Genomic DNA, 15,074 nt, shown 5'->3' with positions numbered 1-15,074 from the left:
CGCCAGAAGGAATACAGCAGTTATCCCAGCGTCAGACTTGACTAAGTCAGCAGCAGATGCAGCTAAAGCAAATGCAGGCAATGCAGTAAACACACCAGCAGCTAAGGTGGAAGTTAAAGATCCAGCTAACTTAACAGATGAAGAAAAAGCAAAAGTTAAGGAAGCAATTGAGGCAGTCAACCCAGTATCTAAAGTTGTAGTAGACGATAAAGGAAACGCAACCGTCACAACGCCAGAAGGAAATACAGCCGTAATTCCAGCAGCAGACGTAACTAAGTCAGTAGCAGATGCAGGTAAAGCAAATGCAGGCAATGCAGTAAACACACCAGCAGCTAAGGTAGAAGTAAAAGATCTAGCTAAATTAACAGATGCTGAGAAGAAAGCAATCGAAGACAAAGTTAAAGCAGTGAACCCAGGATCTAAAGTTGTAGTAGACGATAAAGGAAACGCAACCGTCACAACCCCAGAAGGTAAAACAGCAACAATTCCAGCAACAGATTTAACTAAGTCAGCAGCAGATGCAGGTAAAGAAAATGCAGGAAATGGAGCAAACACACCAGCAACTAAGACAGTAGTAAAAGATCCAGCTAACTTAACAGATGAAGAAAAAGCAAAAGTTAAGAAAGCAGTAGAGGATGTAAACCCAGGATCAACTGTAGTAGTAAATGATAAAGGTGATGCAATCGTTACTAAAGGTGATGGAACAGTATTAGTAATCCCAGAACTTGACTTAGTAATTCCAGAAGATAAATTAACTGACCCAACTCAACAAAATGGTGTAAACACACCAGCAACTAGAGTGTTAGTTGGAGATAAAGCTAAATTAACAGCTGATGAAATTGAAAAAGTTAAAGAATCAATTAAAGCAGTGAACCCAGGATCAACTGTAGTAGTAGACGAAAACGGAAATGCAACAGTAACGACACCAGAAGGTAAGACAGCAACAATTCCAGCAGCTCAATTAGTTAAAGATGCTAAAGATGTTGCAGCTAAGAACAATGGTGAAAACATCAACGTTGACTTCGAAAAAGAAACAGTAGCAGATCTCAATAACTTAACAGATGCAGAAAAAGAAGCTGCAAAAGCTAAGATTAAAGGAGCAAATGCTGATGTGGTAGAAGTTATCTTCGACAAAGCAGGAAATGCAACTGTAATTACTAAAGATGGTAAAGTGTACACAATCGTATCCAAAGATATCTTTAAACAACGTTCTTCTACAGACAATGGAAGTTCAGCTAATACTGGTCAAATAGTATCAGAACACACAAATGCACGTAAAGGAGCGAAAGAATTACCATATACAGGTACAGCAGATTCTACTGTAGCTATGGTAGCAGCAGCCGCAAGTGCCTTACTTGGTCTTGGTCTTGCAGGCCGTCGTCGTAAAGAAGACGAAGAAGCTTAATTGGTAGATTATTTGATAAAGATCAGATGATAAATCCGATTTTCAGAGCTTAAATAAGTACCTTTTATAAGAAAATCTCCTAGCAGGAAAGTATGCTAGGAGATTTTTTGAAGTATAGTGAATTGAAGCTAGAATAGTGGGATACGACTTCTATAATAAATTGAAACTAGAATAGTACTTTTCGGATGCTAAAACATTTTTAGAAATTAATTTGATTTTCATAATCAATTTGTTCGGATCTTATTTCAATATACTATGATTTGCTAAAAATCTGTTATTGTTATTGATTTTGTAAATCTGATTTATACTTGTAAATGAACTCTTTTAGTTGGTTAGGAAAGATTCTTTAGTTTGTTGCTTTATTTTTATTTAGTATAAAAGGTTGATGCGTTTTACTATATACTTTGCTTGGTGATAGAAGAAGTAGACATTAAATTATCCGATTGATTCCAAATAACAGTGCTAAGTCTGTTAATCAGGCCCTCAAATTTATCTTAAAACAACATTAAAATCGTTCCATTACGGGAGATAATAGAACGGAACTCAATCGCTTGACTAATGTGTTTTCTAAGGAACATATCTGCTATGCAAACCCTTATGTCTCTTGAGAAAGGGGAACTAATGAGAATCACAACAGAATCATTTAGAGATAGCTACCTAAAGAAAATAAGAAAACGTTTATAAAGTGGTTGCCTTCATTGAAAAGTGGATTAACAACTATCTGAAAAAACGATTGGCATACAAGTTTTCCGAAGAATTTCTGGTTGTTAGTTAACTTGGAATTGAGTGTTTCTCGTGAAACATTCTATTTCTATACCTTTTTCTAGTTATAGGTGACTTAGTTCGATAAACTCAAGAGGGATGATAGATTAAAAGAAATTATTTTGCTTGACTATTGGAGGGATTATGGTACATTTAAAATGAGTAAAATAGGAAATAGAGGCTGAAAAGCTATTATTTGTGCGTTCTTGGATTGTTTTCGTCAAATTTGGGAAAGGTTGCTATCGGCGTATACACATTCCTAAAAAAGAAACGTTAGTAGAATTGGTAGGTATGATTTTAGGGAGTTTTGATTTTACAGATGATCATACTCATGGTTTTTGCATGGATAGTGTTGTTTGGAGCGATGAGGATTTTTATCATGTCAGTTTTATTGTGGGAAGATTTACTTCGTTTTCTTCTGAAATTGAGTTTTTGTCCAGCTTCTAAATAAAAATTTAAGTTCAGTCTAGATATGCTTAGTATTTCAATGAGATGGTTTATTGTGGCTTGCTAGATTAGTTGCTAAATCGGTAGTTAAGATTAAGTTTTATTTTTTAAAACTTCAATCCGGCTTATGCATCTTATGTGATCAATAATATTGTCGCTACCCTACCATTTTTGCTGACTTTTTTACATAGGGTGTGGTAAAATACTGGCACGAGCGTTAGGAATGAACGTTTTTCAATTTAAGGAGGGAAATAAGAATGACGCCATTAAAATGGTTTGCTGGAGGAAGCGAAAGACGTTGTGAAGCCATGACGATCATAGATCATCTATTGGAAGATATAAAGGATACGCCTCAACTGACTCCCTTGAAAAATCAGTTAGTTATGTATAAAAGACGATTAAAGGACGATGGGACTTCTACTCCGTTTATATTGAGCCAAATGAATGTTGATATCTCACATGTGTTGATTGATAATAAGCTGATATTGTCAGAAAATCAATCCGATCAGATCAAAAAATTGAGAGAATTATCTGCTATTCGCTATGGTTACTGATTAGGTGCAGGGATATGCCTATTTCTACAATTTCCAGTCAAATAAATTGCATTCGTTTTCTCAAGCAGGTATACTAGTATAGTCAGATGAAAAATTCTGAGAATTTAAGAATAGAAAAGAGAACAAATCTTATGGCAAAAGATATTCGTGTCTTACTTTACTACCTTTATACTCCAATTGAAAATGCAGAGCAATTTGCTGCAGACCACTTGGCTTTCTGTAAATCAATCGGTCTTAAAGGCCGTATCCTAGTCGCTGACGAGGGAATTAACGGAACAGTTTCAGGTGACTACGAAACAACTCAAAAATACATGGACTACGTTCATAGCCTCCCAGGAATGGAAGACCTATGGTTCAAGATTGACGAAGAAAATGAACAAGCCTTCAAGAAGATGTTTGTTCGCTACAAGAAAGAGATTGTCCACCTTGGTTTGGAAGACAACGACTTTGACAACGACATCAACCCACTTGAAACAACAGGTGCTTACTTGTCTCCAAAAGAGTTCAAAGAAGCTCTTCTTGACGAAGATACAGTTGTCCTTGACACACGTAACGATTATGAGTACGACCTAGGACATTTCCGTGGGGCTATCCGCCCAGACATCCGCAACTTCCGTGAGTTGCCACAATGGGTTCGTGATAACAAAGAAAAATTCATGGACAAGCGTGTCGTGGTTTACTGTACAGGTGGCGTTCGCTGTGAGAAATTCTCAGGCTGGATGGTGCGTGAAGGCTACAAAGATGTCGGTCAATTGCATGGAGGAATTGCAACTTACGGGAAAGACCCAGAAGTCCAAGGCGAGCTTTGGGATGGAAAAATGTACGTCTTTGACGAGCGTATTGCCGTAGATGTTAACCATGTCAACCCAACCATCGTAGGAAAAGACTGGTTTGATGGAACACCATGTGAACGCTATGTCAACTGTGGAAATCCCTTCTGTAACCGTCGTATCTTGACATCAGAAGAAAATGAAGACAAGTACCTTCGTGGATGCTCACACGAGTGCCGTGTCCACCCACGTAACCGCTATGTTTCAGAACATGAATTGACACAAGCTGAAGTTGTCGAGCGCCTAGCCGCTATCGGTGAAAGCTTGGATCAAGCAGCTACTGTATAAGATTAAACAGTCCTTAGGGGCTGTTTTTCTATGCTTTTTACTAAAAAATCTAATACTCAATGAAAATCAAAGAGCAAACTAGGAAGCTAGCCGCAGGCTGTACTTGAGTACGGCAAGGCGAAGCTGACGCGGTTTGAATTTGATTTTCGAAGAGTATAAAGTTTGTTTTTGTATCTTTCAGAAAAATAAGGTATACTATATGTAAACGATTTCAAAGGAGCCCAGTTATGTCGAAAACATTTTTTATTCCAAATAAACAGAGCATTTTAGGAGCACAGGAAATTTTGACTGCCAAGTCTATCTTGGCCTTGGTAGATGGCTTGGAGTCACATAGCTATGATGCAGTCTATCTGCGTCAGCCTCTTAATCGTCTTGAGTATATCGAGTGTGCGATAGTGGGGCAATCGCAATTTCTCTTTAAGGTCAGTTATGATGATGGTCAAAAGGCTTACCGTGTCGATCTTCCTGACCTACTCACGAAGACAGACTGGCAGATTATCAAATCATTTTTAGATGCCCTGCTTGCTTACACAGGAACTGAGATTGAAGGACTAGATGGTTTTGATTTTGAAGCTTATTTCCAGGCAAGTCTTCAAGCCCATCTGACAGATAATGCAGCTCGTTTTACGATTTGCCAAGGAATTTTTAATCCTGTTTTCTTTAGTCATGAGGACTTGAAAAGCTTTTTAGAGGCAGATGGCTTGGCACAGTTTGAAGCACGTGTACGTGCGGTTCAAGAGACAGACGCCTACTTTGCAAGAGTTTCCTTCTATCAGGATGGAGAAGGCCAAGTGCACGGTATTTACCATCTAGCTCAAGGCGTCAAGACTGTTTTACCGAGAGAACCATTTGTACCTGCAGCCTATATGGAGCAATTGGTGGATAAGGAAGTGCAGTGGGAGATTGACTTGGTTCAAATCACAGGAGACGGCTCTAAACAAGAAGACTATGAAGCCATTGCCCGCTTGAACTATGCAAAATTCCTAGAGTCACTACCACCAGCATCTTACACCCACTAGATGCCAATCAATTAGAAGTACAACCCATCCTAGGACAAGATTTTAAAACATTAGCACAAGAAGAGTAAAGCAGAAGCAGGTCAATCGACTTGCTTTTTGGCATAGAAAAATCCTGCCATGAAAGACAGGATTGAAGTTTAAAGAAAGGCCAAGATACGAAGATAATCTCCAATTAGTGCCACTTCAGCTACAAAGAAGAGGAGGATAATGACTCCGTTCACAAGGACAGACAAGAATAATTGATAGAAGGAGTCGGTTTCACTTGCTTGGCTTGGTCTTGTAATGATATGGAGACTGGCAAGCAGAATGATTCCAATGCTAATCACACACAAGAGGGCTGTAAATCGTAGGCTGTCAAAGAAGGCAAAGAAACTAGCAATAGCAGTGAGGATGATTGGGAAACCTAGATGTAGTAATAGTTAAACTGGAATTTATGACATGACACAAAGATAGTTATATATATTTCAAATATTGCTTATCTCCATAGAAAATAGTAAAATATATACAGGGAATTTATTTTTTATATGGAAATAGTTGTCAGGAGAGTAAATAAATGGATATAAAAATAGAAGTAGGTAAAAGAATCCGAATGTTGCGAGAGATGAAACATATCACTCGTGAAACTCTTTGTGATGATGAAACCGAGATAACGGTGCGCCAATTGGCACGGATTGAATCAGGTCAGTCTTCTCCGAGTTTATCCAAGGTAGAGTATATAGCTTATAAACTAGGCTGTCCAATTTCACATATAGTAGATATGGATCATATGATTTTACCCTCAGAGTACTTGATATTAAAGGATAAACTCATTAAGTTTCAAACTTATGGAGATGATGATAGAATCCAGGTTAAGGAAGAGTTGTTTGAAAGAGTTTACGAACACTATTATGACAGTCTACCTGAGGATGAGCAGATTGCAGTTAGTGCCTTACAAGCTAGTTTTGATGTCTTTGTAAGTGAAGATGCAGGTTTTGGCGATGCTTTGCTGGATGAATATTTTGAACAAGTAAAGATAAGGAAAAACTATTCTGTGAATGATTTGCTTCTTATAAAATTGTACTTTGGTTCATGTTTGGCAAGACCGACTGAGTATCATCATGAACTATTTTGGATGCTTTCTAAAAAACTTATAAGAGAAACAAATTCATCCGATTTAGAGACAGCTTATATGTTAAAGAGAACGGTGCTTGATTCTTTAGCTGTTCAATGGATGGAAAAATCTTACTCTACTTTTGAGCCTTATGTTAAGGCGATGAACAGGCTGATGATTTTATCGCAGGATTTTCAAAACAAGCCAATTGTTGATATGCTTGAAGCTATGTGTACCTTATTTCATAAACGGGATAAGGAAAAAGCCATCCGCTTATACGATAGAGCTATTATTTGTGCTCAAGCATTTGGAGACTCAGTATTAGAAGCGCGTATATTGGGAGAAAAAGAAAAAGATATAAAAACTTTTGAGGAAATGGAGAGCTGACATGACATTTTTGTCATGTTTTTTTATTTTTGAAAGCGTTAAACTAGAGATGTAATGAAAAGTCAAGAGAGTTATTTGGGTTAGGAGGGAAGAGATGGGGAATCTTAGTATCTTACTAGAGACTTTTACACAAACTCGCCACAGTTTGATAGTTCGAAATAACACGACTTCGCAAAAGTTGGTAGAGATAGCATTAAATAACGAAATCTTTCGCCTAGCAATTTTAGATGCAGGTGAAGAGCGAATTGTAATTTTGCCTGAGGAAATTACAGATGTTAAGAATTTTGGGATTTCAGAGGTGGAGGATAATTCATGAAAGCAAAGGGTATAATGAACGGAGAGAAACTATGAATCGTGTGATTTTAAGTCTTAAAAATATTGATAAAATATATGGGAAAGAACAGGTTCTACATAATATTTCCTTTGATATTGAGCAAGGGGAAATATGTGGTCTTATCGGAGAGAATGGTGCTGGAAAGACAACATTAATGAGAATTCTTCTAGGACTCATTCGAGCTGATAAGGGAGAAATCAAGAGTGTTTCTCAGCATAAGATTGGCAGTATTATCGAATCACCTGCCCTTTATCCAAACTTGACTGGGCGTCAACACTTGCAATATTATAAAACAAGATTTGGTTTAAAGACAGATATCATAAAAATGTTGGAATTGGTTCGCCTAACCAAACCATCATGGGACAGAAAAGTAAAAAACTATTCTCTTGGAATGAAGCAAAGATTATCGATAGCAATTGCTCTTTTGGATAATCCAGAGCTTATTATCTTAGATGAACCAGTGAATGGTTTAGATCCTCAAGGGATTTCAGATTTAAGAAAAATGATTTTGAATTTAAGGGATCAGTTGGGAGTTACCTTTTTGATTTCAAGCCATATCCTATCGGAGTTAGAGTTTATAACAGATAAGTATATCATTATGAAAAAGGGGAAAATTCTAAATGTGATGAGTTCAAAAGAGCTAGCAAATGATTTGTCGGAAAAGCTCTTTCTTAAGACGAGTGCTAATCAGATTCTAAAAATGTTTTTAAAAGAAGAGGGCATTGTTCATTTTGAGCAGGAGGACTATCTGGTTGTGCCAGAAAAGGAAAAATTAATGGTTATCTTGGAATATAGTGTTGCTTCAAATCTAGTGATACAGGATATATATATTAAGAAGGAACGCTTTGAGGACTACTATTTGCGTAATATTATCTGATGATTTAAGAAAGGAGGAGAATCATGAATTCTCTTAAAGCAGATATGTATAAATTTTACTGGGAAAAAAGAGGAGTGCTTCCTAGTTTGTTGATAGGATTATTGATTTTGTTATTCTCCTTATTTTTTAAGTCATCGAATGAAGATGAACCAGCATTTCGAGTATTGATTTCAAATGTGAGTGGTTTTATTCCTTTGCTTTTCATCTCTACTAATTTATTTTTCTGGGGGGAAGATTATAGTTTTCGTACGATTAATATTCTGCTCACAAAAGAAAACCAACGATGGAAGTTATTTTTATATAAAACTTTGGGAGCCTTTTGTTTGTCTTTCCTATATGTAACTATTTTTTATAGTTTAACAGCTCTTGTCTATTTGGAGGGAGACTTGGTGTTGATTGTTTCGACATTTTTACATCAACTACCATACTATTTGGTTATTATCAGTATATCATTATTAATTTTTCAAATATTTGATAAGGTTTATGAATCATGTATGATTTATATACTCTATATTTTACTGTTTGATAACCTATTAGTTTATGTCCTTCCAAACTCTGGTGAGAGTGTGAGAGACTATTTATTAATGACTTTAAATTTGAAAACTTCCTCTGGGGTAAGTCAATTTACCCTTACGAATGTAGGCTATCCTATATTGGTAAGTATAGCAGTGATTGTACTTGCGTTTGTTGTATTCAGTAAAAAAGAATTTAAGTAGGAGTACTAATGATGAAAAAAATAGGAATTGTAATTGGGCTGTTGTTACTGTTTGTAGTGGCTGGAATTTTATTAACCTTAAAACGAGGAGAGACGACAATCAGTGTAAAACAATCGTGGACTCTTTCTTCTAAAAGTATTAAAACGTTAGAGTTTTATGGTTCAAAGCAAGCAATTGATGTTAAAGTTGTCAAGAGTGAATCAGATGAGACAAGTGTTCAAATAGAAGGAAAAGTTTCCGAAGAATCAGTGAATAACATAACTAAAAACGTTAAAATGAGTTCAGATAGTCTATATATTCCATTTTCACAACATGGCTTTAATTTGGCTTTGAGTTCACAAGGGAAAGATAAGTTATATGTAACCATTTCCTTAGGGAAAAATGCGACTTTCGAAAAAATATTTATAGATACTCTTGTTGGTGATGTATCTATTACAGTTCCTGAAGACTTTGATGGAATCTATACTTTACATACAAATAATACAGGAGAAGTTTTAAGGGTTCCTACGACAAATCAAACTTCGAATAGCGTCATTGAAGTTGATGGTTATAGTAAGATAAGTGTTGAAAAAGGAGAAAATAATGGTTAGTCACTATAAACAAGCAACTTTGCTGGATTGTGGAATGGCTTGTGTAAAGACAATCATTTCTTACTATTTCCCAAAATTAGAACATTTAGATAGTCTACAATTTGATAACAATAACCACTAAGGACTGTCTTTGTTTGATATAGAAGATATACTAAAAAGCTATGGTATTGATGCGGATTCTTATCAAATTGAGACTCCTAGTTTGCATAATATTTGGGATAACGAACTTCATAGCAACGTTATCATACTACTGAACTATAGAAATACAACCCATCCTAGGACAAGATTTTAAAACATTAGCACAAGAAAAGTAAAGCAGAAGCAGGTCAATCGACTTGCTTTTTGATATATAAAAAATCCTGCCATGGGTGACAGGATTGCTACTCAATGAAAATCAAAGAGCAAACTAGGAAGCTAGCCGCAGGCTGTACTTGAGTACGGTAAGGCGAAGCTGACGTGGTTTGAAGAGATTTTCGAAGAGTATGAAGTTTAAAGAAAGGCCAAGATACGAAGATAATCCCCAATCAGTGCGACTTCAGCTACAAAGAAGAGGAGGATAATGACTCCGTTCACAAGGACAGACAAGAATAACTGATAGAAGGAGTCGGTTTCACTTGATTGACTAGGTCTCGTAATGATATGGAGGCTAGCAAGCAGAATGATTCCAATGCTAATCACACACAAGAGGGCTGTAAATCGTAGGCTGTCAAAGAAGGCAAAGAAACTAGCAATAGCAGTGAGGAAGATTGGAATTGCCAAGAGTTGACTATACTGTTGGAGAGCCTTTTCTAGTGTCCAGTCTTTTTCCTGGTGGATAAATCGTCTCACAACGAAACTACCCAAGAGGAATGAAAAGAAGAAGAGTGTTGTTGCTACTAGGATAGAGATAATCGAAAAGAGATTTAATGAAGCAAATTGTTCAGGGAAGTGATTATGCATAGTTGCTATATGTCCATAGTAAGCATGTTTGATGTGGTAGATACTAAAGAAAAAGGAAGATGCAGAAAACAGAATGAGCAAGAGAAAGGCTGTATAGCTGTGTGTGCTACTTGTTTCAAGATTGCTCGTAGGAGATTTGATTGCTTCCACTAGCCAAGACCAAAAATCAAGCGCTTGCTCTTTCCATTTATCCGTAGATTTTGGAACTTGGTCGGGGATATAGGGACTTTCTAAGGATTGACTGATAAGAAGGGGCTCTTTCGTAGTTGTTTTTTGCTGAGGAAGTGCTTCTTGACTCTCTTCAGCTATAGTGACTTTTTCTGTTTCTTTAGAAAGGTCTTGCTCTTCTTCAGTAGAATCTAATGCTTTCTTTTCTTCTATTTCTGTTCTCGCTTCACTGTCTTCAGGCGTTTCAATTTTCTCTTCTTGCTGGCTTTCCAGTTCAACTTCAGCTTGAGAGACTTCCTCTTCTAACTGAGTATTTTTTTCAATTGGCATATCGAGATCAGCTATCCTTTCTTCAGCCTTGTCTGCAACATTTTGGGACTGTTCATCAGGCTTGTTCTTACTTGTTGTTTTTACAAAATCATTACTTTCAAACCATTCTTGTTTCATGAGGAACCTCCTTTTTGGTTGTTTTTTTTATTTTACATTAGCAGATGTAAGCGCTTTTGTCAACGATTTCTAGAAGAAGGCTCGTGTTCCTCTGATTTGAGTAGATAGATATCCTGTTCTGCTCTTGCCATGAGTTGATCTTTTGCATCTGCTTTTTCTGTTTTATAAGGATTGCTTAATCGTTCATCTTTGTTTTTAAACGAACGTCTTCCTTCTCTTAAAAAATGAAGAATAGAACCATGTTTTGTTGAAAGATCTAAGTTGATTCTTTGTTTTTCTTCTTCGGAAAGTAGGAGTTGTAGGTCTGTTTTCGCTGCCAATTCCACCCTACCATGGACTTGGATATTTTCAGCGTGGAAGTGATTCTCTGTTGACTCTAGCTGACTATCTGTAAGGTCTGTATCAAAGATATTGATAATATTGGGGGTTGTGAGTTTGCTGTTTTTTATCCGACTCTCTGTGATTCTTAGGAGAAAGCCATTATTGGTATTGATGGTCGCATTTTCAAGACTGGCATTGGTGATACTGGTTTGTCCACGATTGGCTGACACGTTGATTCCTTTTAGGCTTCTTCCTTTTGGCAATTGGAGAATAACTTCATCAAAACGACTAGAGTAGCTACTTGCGATATGGAGAATCCCGCCAATTCCAGAAGAGAGAAATGGAGTTTCAGACAGTTTCTTATCAGTGAGGCTTAGAGTTTTGTCGTTTTGATTTGTGACAAGATCATGGTTAGCAGAAATAGATGGATGATAAGAAATGTGGATTTGATCATCGAAAGAGTCTGTGATGGTGAGCGCGTGTTGGTAGAGCGTAATCTCTAGGTTTTCGACTTCCTTGCCAAAGGTCAGCTCTTCCATCCGACTATCATAGACAGGTTCCTTAGACATGGCAAGTAGGCTCTTGATTCCGTCAGATTGGATACCTACAAAAAGCAAGATAAAGCCGATAACGGTAGTCACCACACCAAAAATGAGAAATCCTTTTGTCAATTTACGCATGCTGGTCACCTCTCTTTCCTTTTTTGAGAACAAATTGCACCAGGCGAACAATGAGTAGACCGAAGAAGCGAGCTACATAGGAGATACCTAGTAAGACCAGCGAAGAAGCACCGATGGCTAGTAAACCAGAGCCGAAAATCAAGATAAAGGCTGATTTAGCTTGGGCTAGGACAGTGAAACTTTCAACTAAAAATAGGAATCCGCCAATGATACCAAGTATGGAAATCGCAAAGAAAGCCAAGATGACAGTCAAGGCTGCCACAAGGATTGCGAACAGGGACACGAGAATGGCGATTCCCAGAGGAATACCAATGGGTGCTGCAAGGAGAGCTAACAAGGCGATATGTAAAATTTGTCGGTTATTCTTTTGAGCGTGTGCCTCATTGATTTTTTTATCGAGAAGATTGGAGAGGACTTCGTGAGCTGCTTCCTTAGGAGTTCCCAAGCTAGCGATGAGTTCTTCTTCTCCTTCAACTCCAGCATCGTCAAAGAGTTCCCTGAAATAGTCCATGGCTTCAATTTGGTCAGCCTGAGGTAGTTTTTTGAGATAAAGTTCTAGCTGAGTCAGGTATTCAGTTCTTGTCATGGCGGATACTCCCTTCTATGATGCCATTGATGGTGTCTGTATAAAGTGCCCATTCATCTTTTAGGGTCACGAGCTGCTCTATACCACCGTTTGTCAAGGAGTAGTATTTGCGCATGCGACCTTGGAACTCTCTAGAATAGGTTGTCAGAAAGCTATTGCCCTCCAATTTTTTGAGAATGGGATAGAGTGTAGATTCTTTGATATTGGCGATCAGCTTAATGGTTTGGCTAATCTCATAACCATAAGAATCATCCTGCTCCAGTACGGCCAAGATGAGAAATTCAATCAAGGCAGAGGATGTTGGAAAGTACATGGGGAACCTCCTTTTCTAATGTGTAAAATTTTTATATATAATTTTTCTACACATATATTGTACATCTAAAAGAAAGCCCTGTCAAGAGAAATGTGTAAAATTTTTATATATAAAAAGAGCCTGGGACAAAATAGTTTTCGACCACAAAAAAGCTAGAGATTTCCAATAGCGGAAACTCTAGCTTTTTAATATGGTTCACCTCCTTTTCATCTAAACGAAGGAGATTCTCTTCACTTCCATATCCAGCATCTGCGACAACTGTCTTTACGTCATGAGGATAGGTTTCAAGTAAGGACAGAAGAGTCTTGTTGTCTGTTGGATTTGAGAAGACATCATAGTGAAGAACAAATTGGTTTTCAGTAGCGATTTGAAGATTATAGGCAGCCTTGAGTTGAGTCTGGGACTATTGTCCCAGACTCTTAGAGGATTTTTGTGAGAATATTATCTGAATTTTATCGTAGATTTTGTATAATCAATATTTTCATCCAATAGTTTTAGTAAAGGAGTTACATACTCAGGATTCGGAAACTTGGGACCGAAAATGACTTCACCGATTTGAATTGAATTTTTTCGTTCTATATAAAGTTTACCTACTCCAGAGGTTTTGTCAATTTTGATTTCCTTATTACTTGGGTCTAGATTAGCATAGCGTAAGATACGCAGTTCATTTTCATATTTATAATCTACAGATTTAAACAAGTAACGAATTTCTTCGATACATTCAGCAATAGCATTTTGATAGTTCTCCTCCGTAATTTTTGAACCGATATCTAGTTTTTCTTTTAAACTATTCAACAATTTTTCTAATTCTTCTATTTCCGACTTCTCAAATAGTTCAGTTTGTTCTAGTTTTAAATTTTCCTCTTTATGCTTAACATAGGCAATTCGGTAGAGATAATCACGATTCCCTTTTGAATCACTATCTTTTTCTACAGAATTCGGTTCAGTTCCTTCATCATTAACAGTATCGACTGAATTTTCACTTTTACTCCGAAAGATAGATTTTTCAAAACCACTATTTAATTCAGATTTCAGTAAATACATCTTATCAGAGAATTCTAAAAAGTTTTTTTCTTGACGCCAAGAAACATCATTGAAGGAAGTAAATCTAGAAAAATCATCTTCTCGAAGTACCAGACAAACACCTTTGGCATCATCACCATACTGGGACCACATGGTCAAATCATCCGTTTTATTTGTAAAACTCATTAAGAACCATGAGCTTGGTTCCAAAACATCTCGTCTATCTAAGCCCAATATCTGTTCTATGACGATTCCTTCTTCAGGATCATTCATATAATTAGCATTATACAAACGAGTTTTCCCAGATACTGAAAAATCCTTCTTATCGTTCTCCTCTTGTTCTAACATGATTTGGAGAGTGCTTCCCTTGGTGTAGTGGCCGAATTTAAGCACCTGATTTTTATCTTCGTCTTTTAGTCCCAGTTGATACTTGATTTTCTGAACAATTTGATAAATTGATAGCAAGTTCTTTAGTTCACTGGAGTCTTCTTTATAACGATCTGTCCATTTTTGTAAAATAGCATATTTAGTCTTCTTTAAAAGCCCTTCCCTTAGGATAAAGTTGAATAGCATGTACTTCGTACTGTCACAAACATTATCATTACTAAAAAATAAATCATCAAAATTTTGTAACATAAAGTTGGAGAATTCTTCATAGAGTTTTTTAATTATTTTTGTGGTTTGAAGACGTTCATCTAACTCCGTTTGATGATTAAATAAGTTTGCTAATAATATACTATATAAAAAAGCAATTTCTTCAGATTCTTGGAATTGTTGTTGCAAGTCTTGCAATTTCTCAGCAGTAGTCTCCAATTCTTCTAATTCAGTCTGATTGGTTGATAAAATGAACAAAAACCTGGCAAATACTTCTGCTATATCATACGATTCCTGGAATTGTTGTTGCAATTTCTCTAATTTTTCAGCAGTAGTCTCCAATTCTTCCAATTCAGTCTGTTTGATTGATAAAAGGAGCAAAGTCTTAGCAAATGCTTCAGCTATATCATGCACTTCAGGGAATTTTTGCTGCAATTTCTCTAATTTTTCAGCAGTAGCCATCCGTTCCTTCAACCCAGTCTGCTTGGTTGATAAAATAGCCAAAATTCTAGTATAGTGCAAAGCTAAATCATGCGATTCCTGGAATTGTTGTTGCAATTTCTCTAATTTTTCAGCAGTAGCCATCCGTTCCTTCAACCCAGTCTGCTCGAATGATAAAAGGAGCAAAGTAGCAGCAAATGCTTCTGCAATATCATGTGATTCCTGGAATTTTTGTTGCAATTTCTCTAATTTTTCAGCAGTAG

General features: G+C 36.7%; 14 protein-coding genes and 5 pseudogenes. 12 read left to right on the top strand and 7 right to left on the bottom strand.

Annotation, left to right across the window (positions count from 1 at the left end; genetic code table 11):
- The 7 genes and pseudogenes from HMPREF0851_RS14270 to HMPREF0851_RS14250 form a co-directional block, all read left to right on the top strand.
- Positions 1-1,405, top strand: a 1,405-nt coding sequence (locus HMPREF0851_RS14270; RefSeq protein WP_000851502.1) for an LPXTG cell wall anchor domain-containing protein, incomplete at its 5' end; no start/stop codon positions are given.
- Positions 1,406-1,791: 386 nt separating this feature from the next.
- Positions 1,792-2,180 (top strand): annotated as a pseudogene (locus HMPREF0851_RS16600) (IS30 family transposase); the annotation flags it as partial.
- 185 nt (positions 2,181-2,365) lie between these two features.
- Complete coding sequence (locus HMPREF0851_RS16595; protein ID WP_083804108.1) at positions 2,366-2,614, top strand: hypothetical protein; 249 nt, start codon at positions 2,366-2,368, stop codon at positions 2,612-2,614.
- 120 nt (positions 2,615-2,734) lie between these two features.
- Positions 2,735-2,815: pseudogene (locus HMPREF0851_RS16045) on the top strand (CPBP family intramembrane glutamate endopeptidase); the annotation flags it as partial.
- A 56-nt stretch (positions 2,816-2,871) separates the two neighbouring features.
- Positions 2,872-3,168 carry a bacteriocin immunity protein gene (locus HMPREF0851_RS14260; RefSeq protein ID WP_000188104.1) on the top strand — a complete coding sequence of 99 codons (297 nt, stop codon included), beginning with the start codon at positions 2,872-2,874 and terminating at the stop codon, positions 3,166-3,168.
- A gap of 131 nt (positions 3,169-3,299) precedes the next feature.
- The gene (locus tag HMPREF0851_RS14255; protein WP_001030011.1) at positions 3,300-4,286 is read left to right on the top strand and encodes a rhodanese-related sulfurtransferase; all 987 of its coding nucleotides are present in this window, start codon (positions 3,300-3,302) and stop codon (positions 4,284-4,286) included.
- A 227-nt stretch (positions 4,287-4,513) separates the two neighbouring features.
- Positions 4,514-5,373 (top strand): annotated as a pseudogene (locus HMPREF0851_RS14250) (DUF4299 family protein).
- Between the two features lie 69 nt (positions 5,374-5,442).
- Here the strand turns inward: HMPREF0851_RS14250 and HMPREF0851_RS14245 are convergent.
- A pseudogene (locus HMPREF0851_RS14245) lies at positions 5,443-5,712 on the bottom strand (DUF6574 domain-containing protein); the annotation flags it as partial.
- A 146-nt stretch (positions 5,713-5,858) separates the two neighbouring features.
- On the opposite strand from HMPREF0851_RS14245, the gene HMPREF0851_RS14240 reads away from it, so the two are divergent.
- From HMPREF0851_RS14240 to HMPREF0851_RS14220, 5 genes are all read left to right on the top strand, one after another.
- Positions 5,859-6,782 carry a helix-turn-helix domain-containing protein gene (locus HMPREF0851_RS14240; protein ID WP_000351774.1) on the top strand — a complete coding sequence of 308 codons (924 nt, stop codon included), beginning with the start codon at positions 5,859-5,861 and terminating at the stop codon, positions 6,780-6,782.
- Between the two features lie 94 nt (positions 6,783-6,876).
- The gene (locus tag HMPREF0851_RS14235) at positions 6,877-7,098 is read left to right on the top strand and encodes a hypothetical protein (protein WP_000527480.1); all 222 of its coding nucleotides are present in this window, start codon (positions 6,877-6,879) and stop codon (positions 7,096-7,098) included.
- Between the two features lie 31 nt (positions 7,099-7,129).
- Positions 7,130-7,993, top strand: coding sequence for an ABC transporter ATP-binding protein (locus tag HMPREF0851_RS14230; protein WP_001082445.1), 864 nt, complete (start codon positions 7,130-7,132; stop codon positions 7,991-7,993).
- A gap of 23 nt (positions 7,994-8,016) precedes the next feature.
- Positions 8,017-8,709 (top strand): hypothetical protein, encoded by a 693-nt coding sequence (locus HMPREF0851_RS14225; RefSeq protein WP_001086663.1) that lies wholly within the window; start codon positions 8,017-8,019, stop codon positions 8,707-8,709.
- Between the two features lie 11 nt (positions 8,710-8,720).
- Positions 8,721-9,299: a hypothetical protein gene (locus HMPREF0851_RS14220; protein ID WP_232197020.1), complete on the top strand. Its 579-nt coding sequence runs from the start codon at positions 8,721-8,723 to the stop codon at positions 9,297-9,299.
- Between the two features lie 489 nt (positions 9,300-9,788).
- Here HMPREF0851_RS14220 and HMPREF0851_RS14215 read toward each other — a convergent pair whose 3' ends face one another.
- The 6 genes and pseudogenes from HMPREF0851_RS14215 to HMPREF0851_RS16590 form a co-directional block, all read right to left on the bottom strand.
- On the bottom strand, positions 9,789-10,853 hold the full coding sequence (locus tag HMPREF0851_RS14215; protein WP_000808428.1) for a DUF6574 domain-containing protein: 1,065 nt from the start codon (positions 10,851-10,853) through the stop codon (positions 9,789-9,791).
- A 59-nt stretch (positions 10,854-10,912) separates the two neighbouring features.
- Positions 10,913-11,854, bottom strand: a complete 942-nt coding sequence (locus tag HMPREF0851_RS14210; protein ID WP_001229058.1) for a DUF4097 family beta strand repeat-containing protein — start codon at positions 11,852-11,854, stop codon at positions 10,913-10,915.
- Positions 11,847-12,440, bottom strand: a complete 594-nt coding sequence (locus HMPREF0851_RS14205; protein ID WP_000198698.1) for a DUF1700 domain-containing protein — start codon at positions 12,438-12,440, stop codon at positions 11,847-11,849. Before HMPREF0851_RS14205 ends, HMPREF0851_RS14210 begins: the two co-directional genes overlap by 8 nt.
- Positions 12,427-12,753, bottom strand: a complete 327-nt coding sequence (locus tag HMPREF0851_RS14200) for a PadR family transcriptional regulator (RefSeq protein WP_000273858.1) — start codon at positions 12,751-12,753, stop codon at positions 12,427-12,429. The genes HMPREF0851_RS14205 and HMPREF0851_RS14200 overlap by 14 nt, the downstream gene beginning before the upstream one ends.
- A 190-nt stretch (positions 12,754-12,943) precedes the next feature.
- Positions 12,944-13,147 (bottom strand): annotated as a pseudogene (locus tag HMPREF0851_RS16035) (transposase); the annotation flags it as partial.
- Positions 13,148-13,194: 47 nt separating this feature from the next.
- The coding region (locus HMPREF0851_RS16590; RefSeq protein ID WP_000315383.1) for a DUF2971 domain-containing protein at positions 13,195-15,074 on the bottom strand (1,880 nt) is incomplete at its 5' end.

Origin of the sequence: Streptococcus sp. M334 (assembly GCF_000187745.1) — a bacterium.
Taxonomy (GTDB): Bacteria; Bacillota; Bacilli; order Lactobacillales; family Streptococcaceae; genus Streptococcus.
This window is presented reverse-complemented; position numbering and strand designations above follow the sequence as displayed.

Excerpts from the sequence above, each read along its gene's own strand:
- HMPREF0851_RS14260 (WP_000188104.1), top strand. The coding sequence starts at position 2,872 with ATGACGCCATTAAAATGGTTTGCTGGAGGAAGCGAAAGACGTTGTGAA.
- HMPREF0851_RS14255 (WP_001030011.1), top strand. The coding sequence starts at position 3,300 with ATGGCAAAAGATATTCGTGTCTTACTTTACTACCTTTATACTCCAATT.
- HMPREF0851_RS14240 (WP_000351774.1), top strand. The coding sequence starts at position 5,859 with ATGGATATAAAAATAGAAGTAGGTAAAAGAATCCGAATGTTGCGAGAG.
- HMPREF0851_RS14235 (WP_000527480.1), top strand. The coding sequence starts at position 6,877 with ATGGGGAATCTTAGTATCTTACTAGAGACTTTTACACAAACTCGCCAC.
- HMPREF0851_RS14230 (WP_001082445.1), top strand. The coding sequence starts at position 7,130 with ATGAATCGTGTGATTTTAAGTCTTAAAAATATTGATAAAATATATGGG.
- HMPREF0851_RS14225 (WP_001086663.1), top strand. The coding sequence starts at position 8,017 with ATGAATTCTCTTAAAGCAGATATGTATAAATTTTACTGGGAAAAAAGA.
- HMPREF0851_RS14220 (WP_232197020.1), top strand. The coding sequence starts at position 8,721 with ATGAAAAAAATAGGAATTGTAATTGGGCTGTTGTTACTGTTTGTAGTG.
- HMPREF0851_RS14215 (WP_000808428.1), bottom strand. The coding sequence starts at position 10,853 with ATGAAACAAGAATGGTTTGAAAGTAATGATTTTGTAAAAACAACAAGT.
- HMPREF0851_RS14210 (WP_001229058.1), bottom strand. The coding sequence starts at position 11,854 with ATGCGTAAATTGACAAAAGGATTTCTCATTTTTGGTGTGGTGACTACC.
- HMPREF0851_RS14205 (WP_000198698.1), bottom strand. The coding sequence starts at position 12,440 with ATGACAAGAACTGAATACCTGACTCAGCTAGAACTTTATCTCAAAAAA.
- HMPREF0851_RS14200 (WP_000273858.1), bottom strand. The coding sequence starts at position 12,753 with ATGTACTTTCCAACATCCTCTGCCTTGATTGAATTTCTCATCTTGGCC.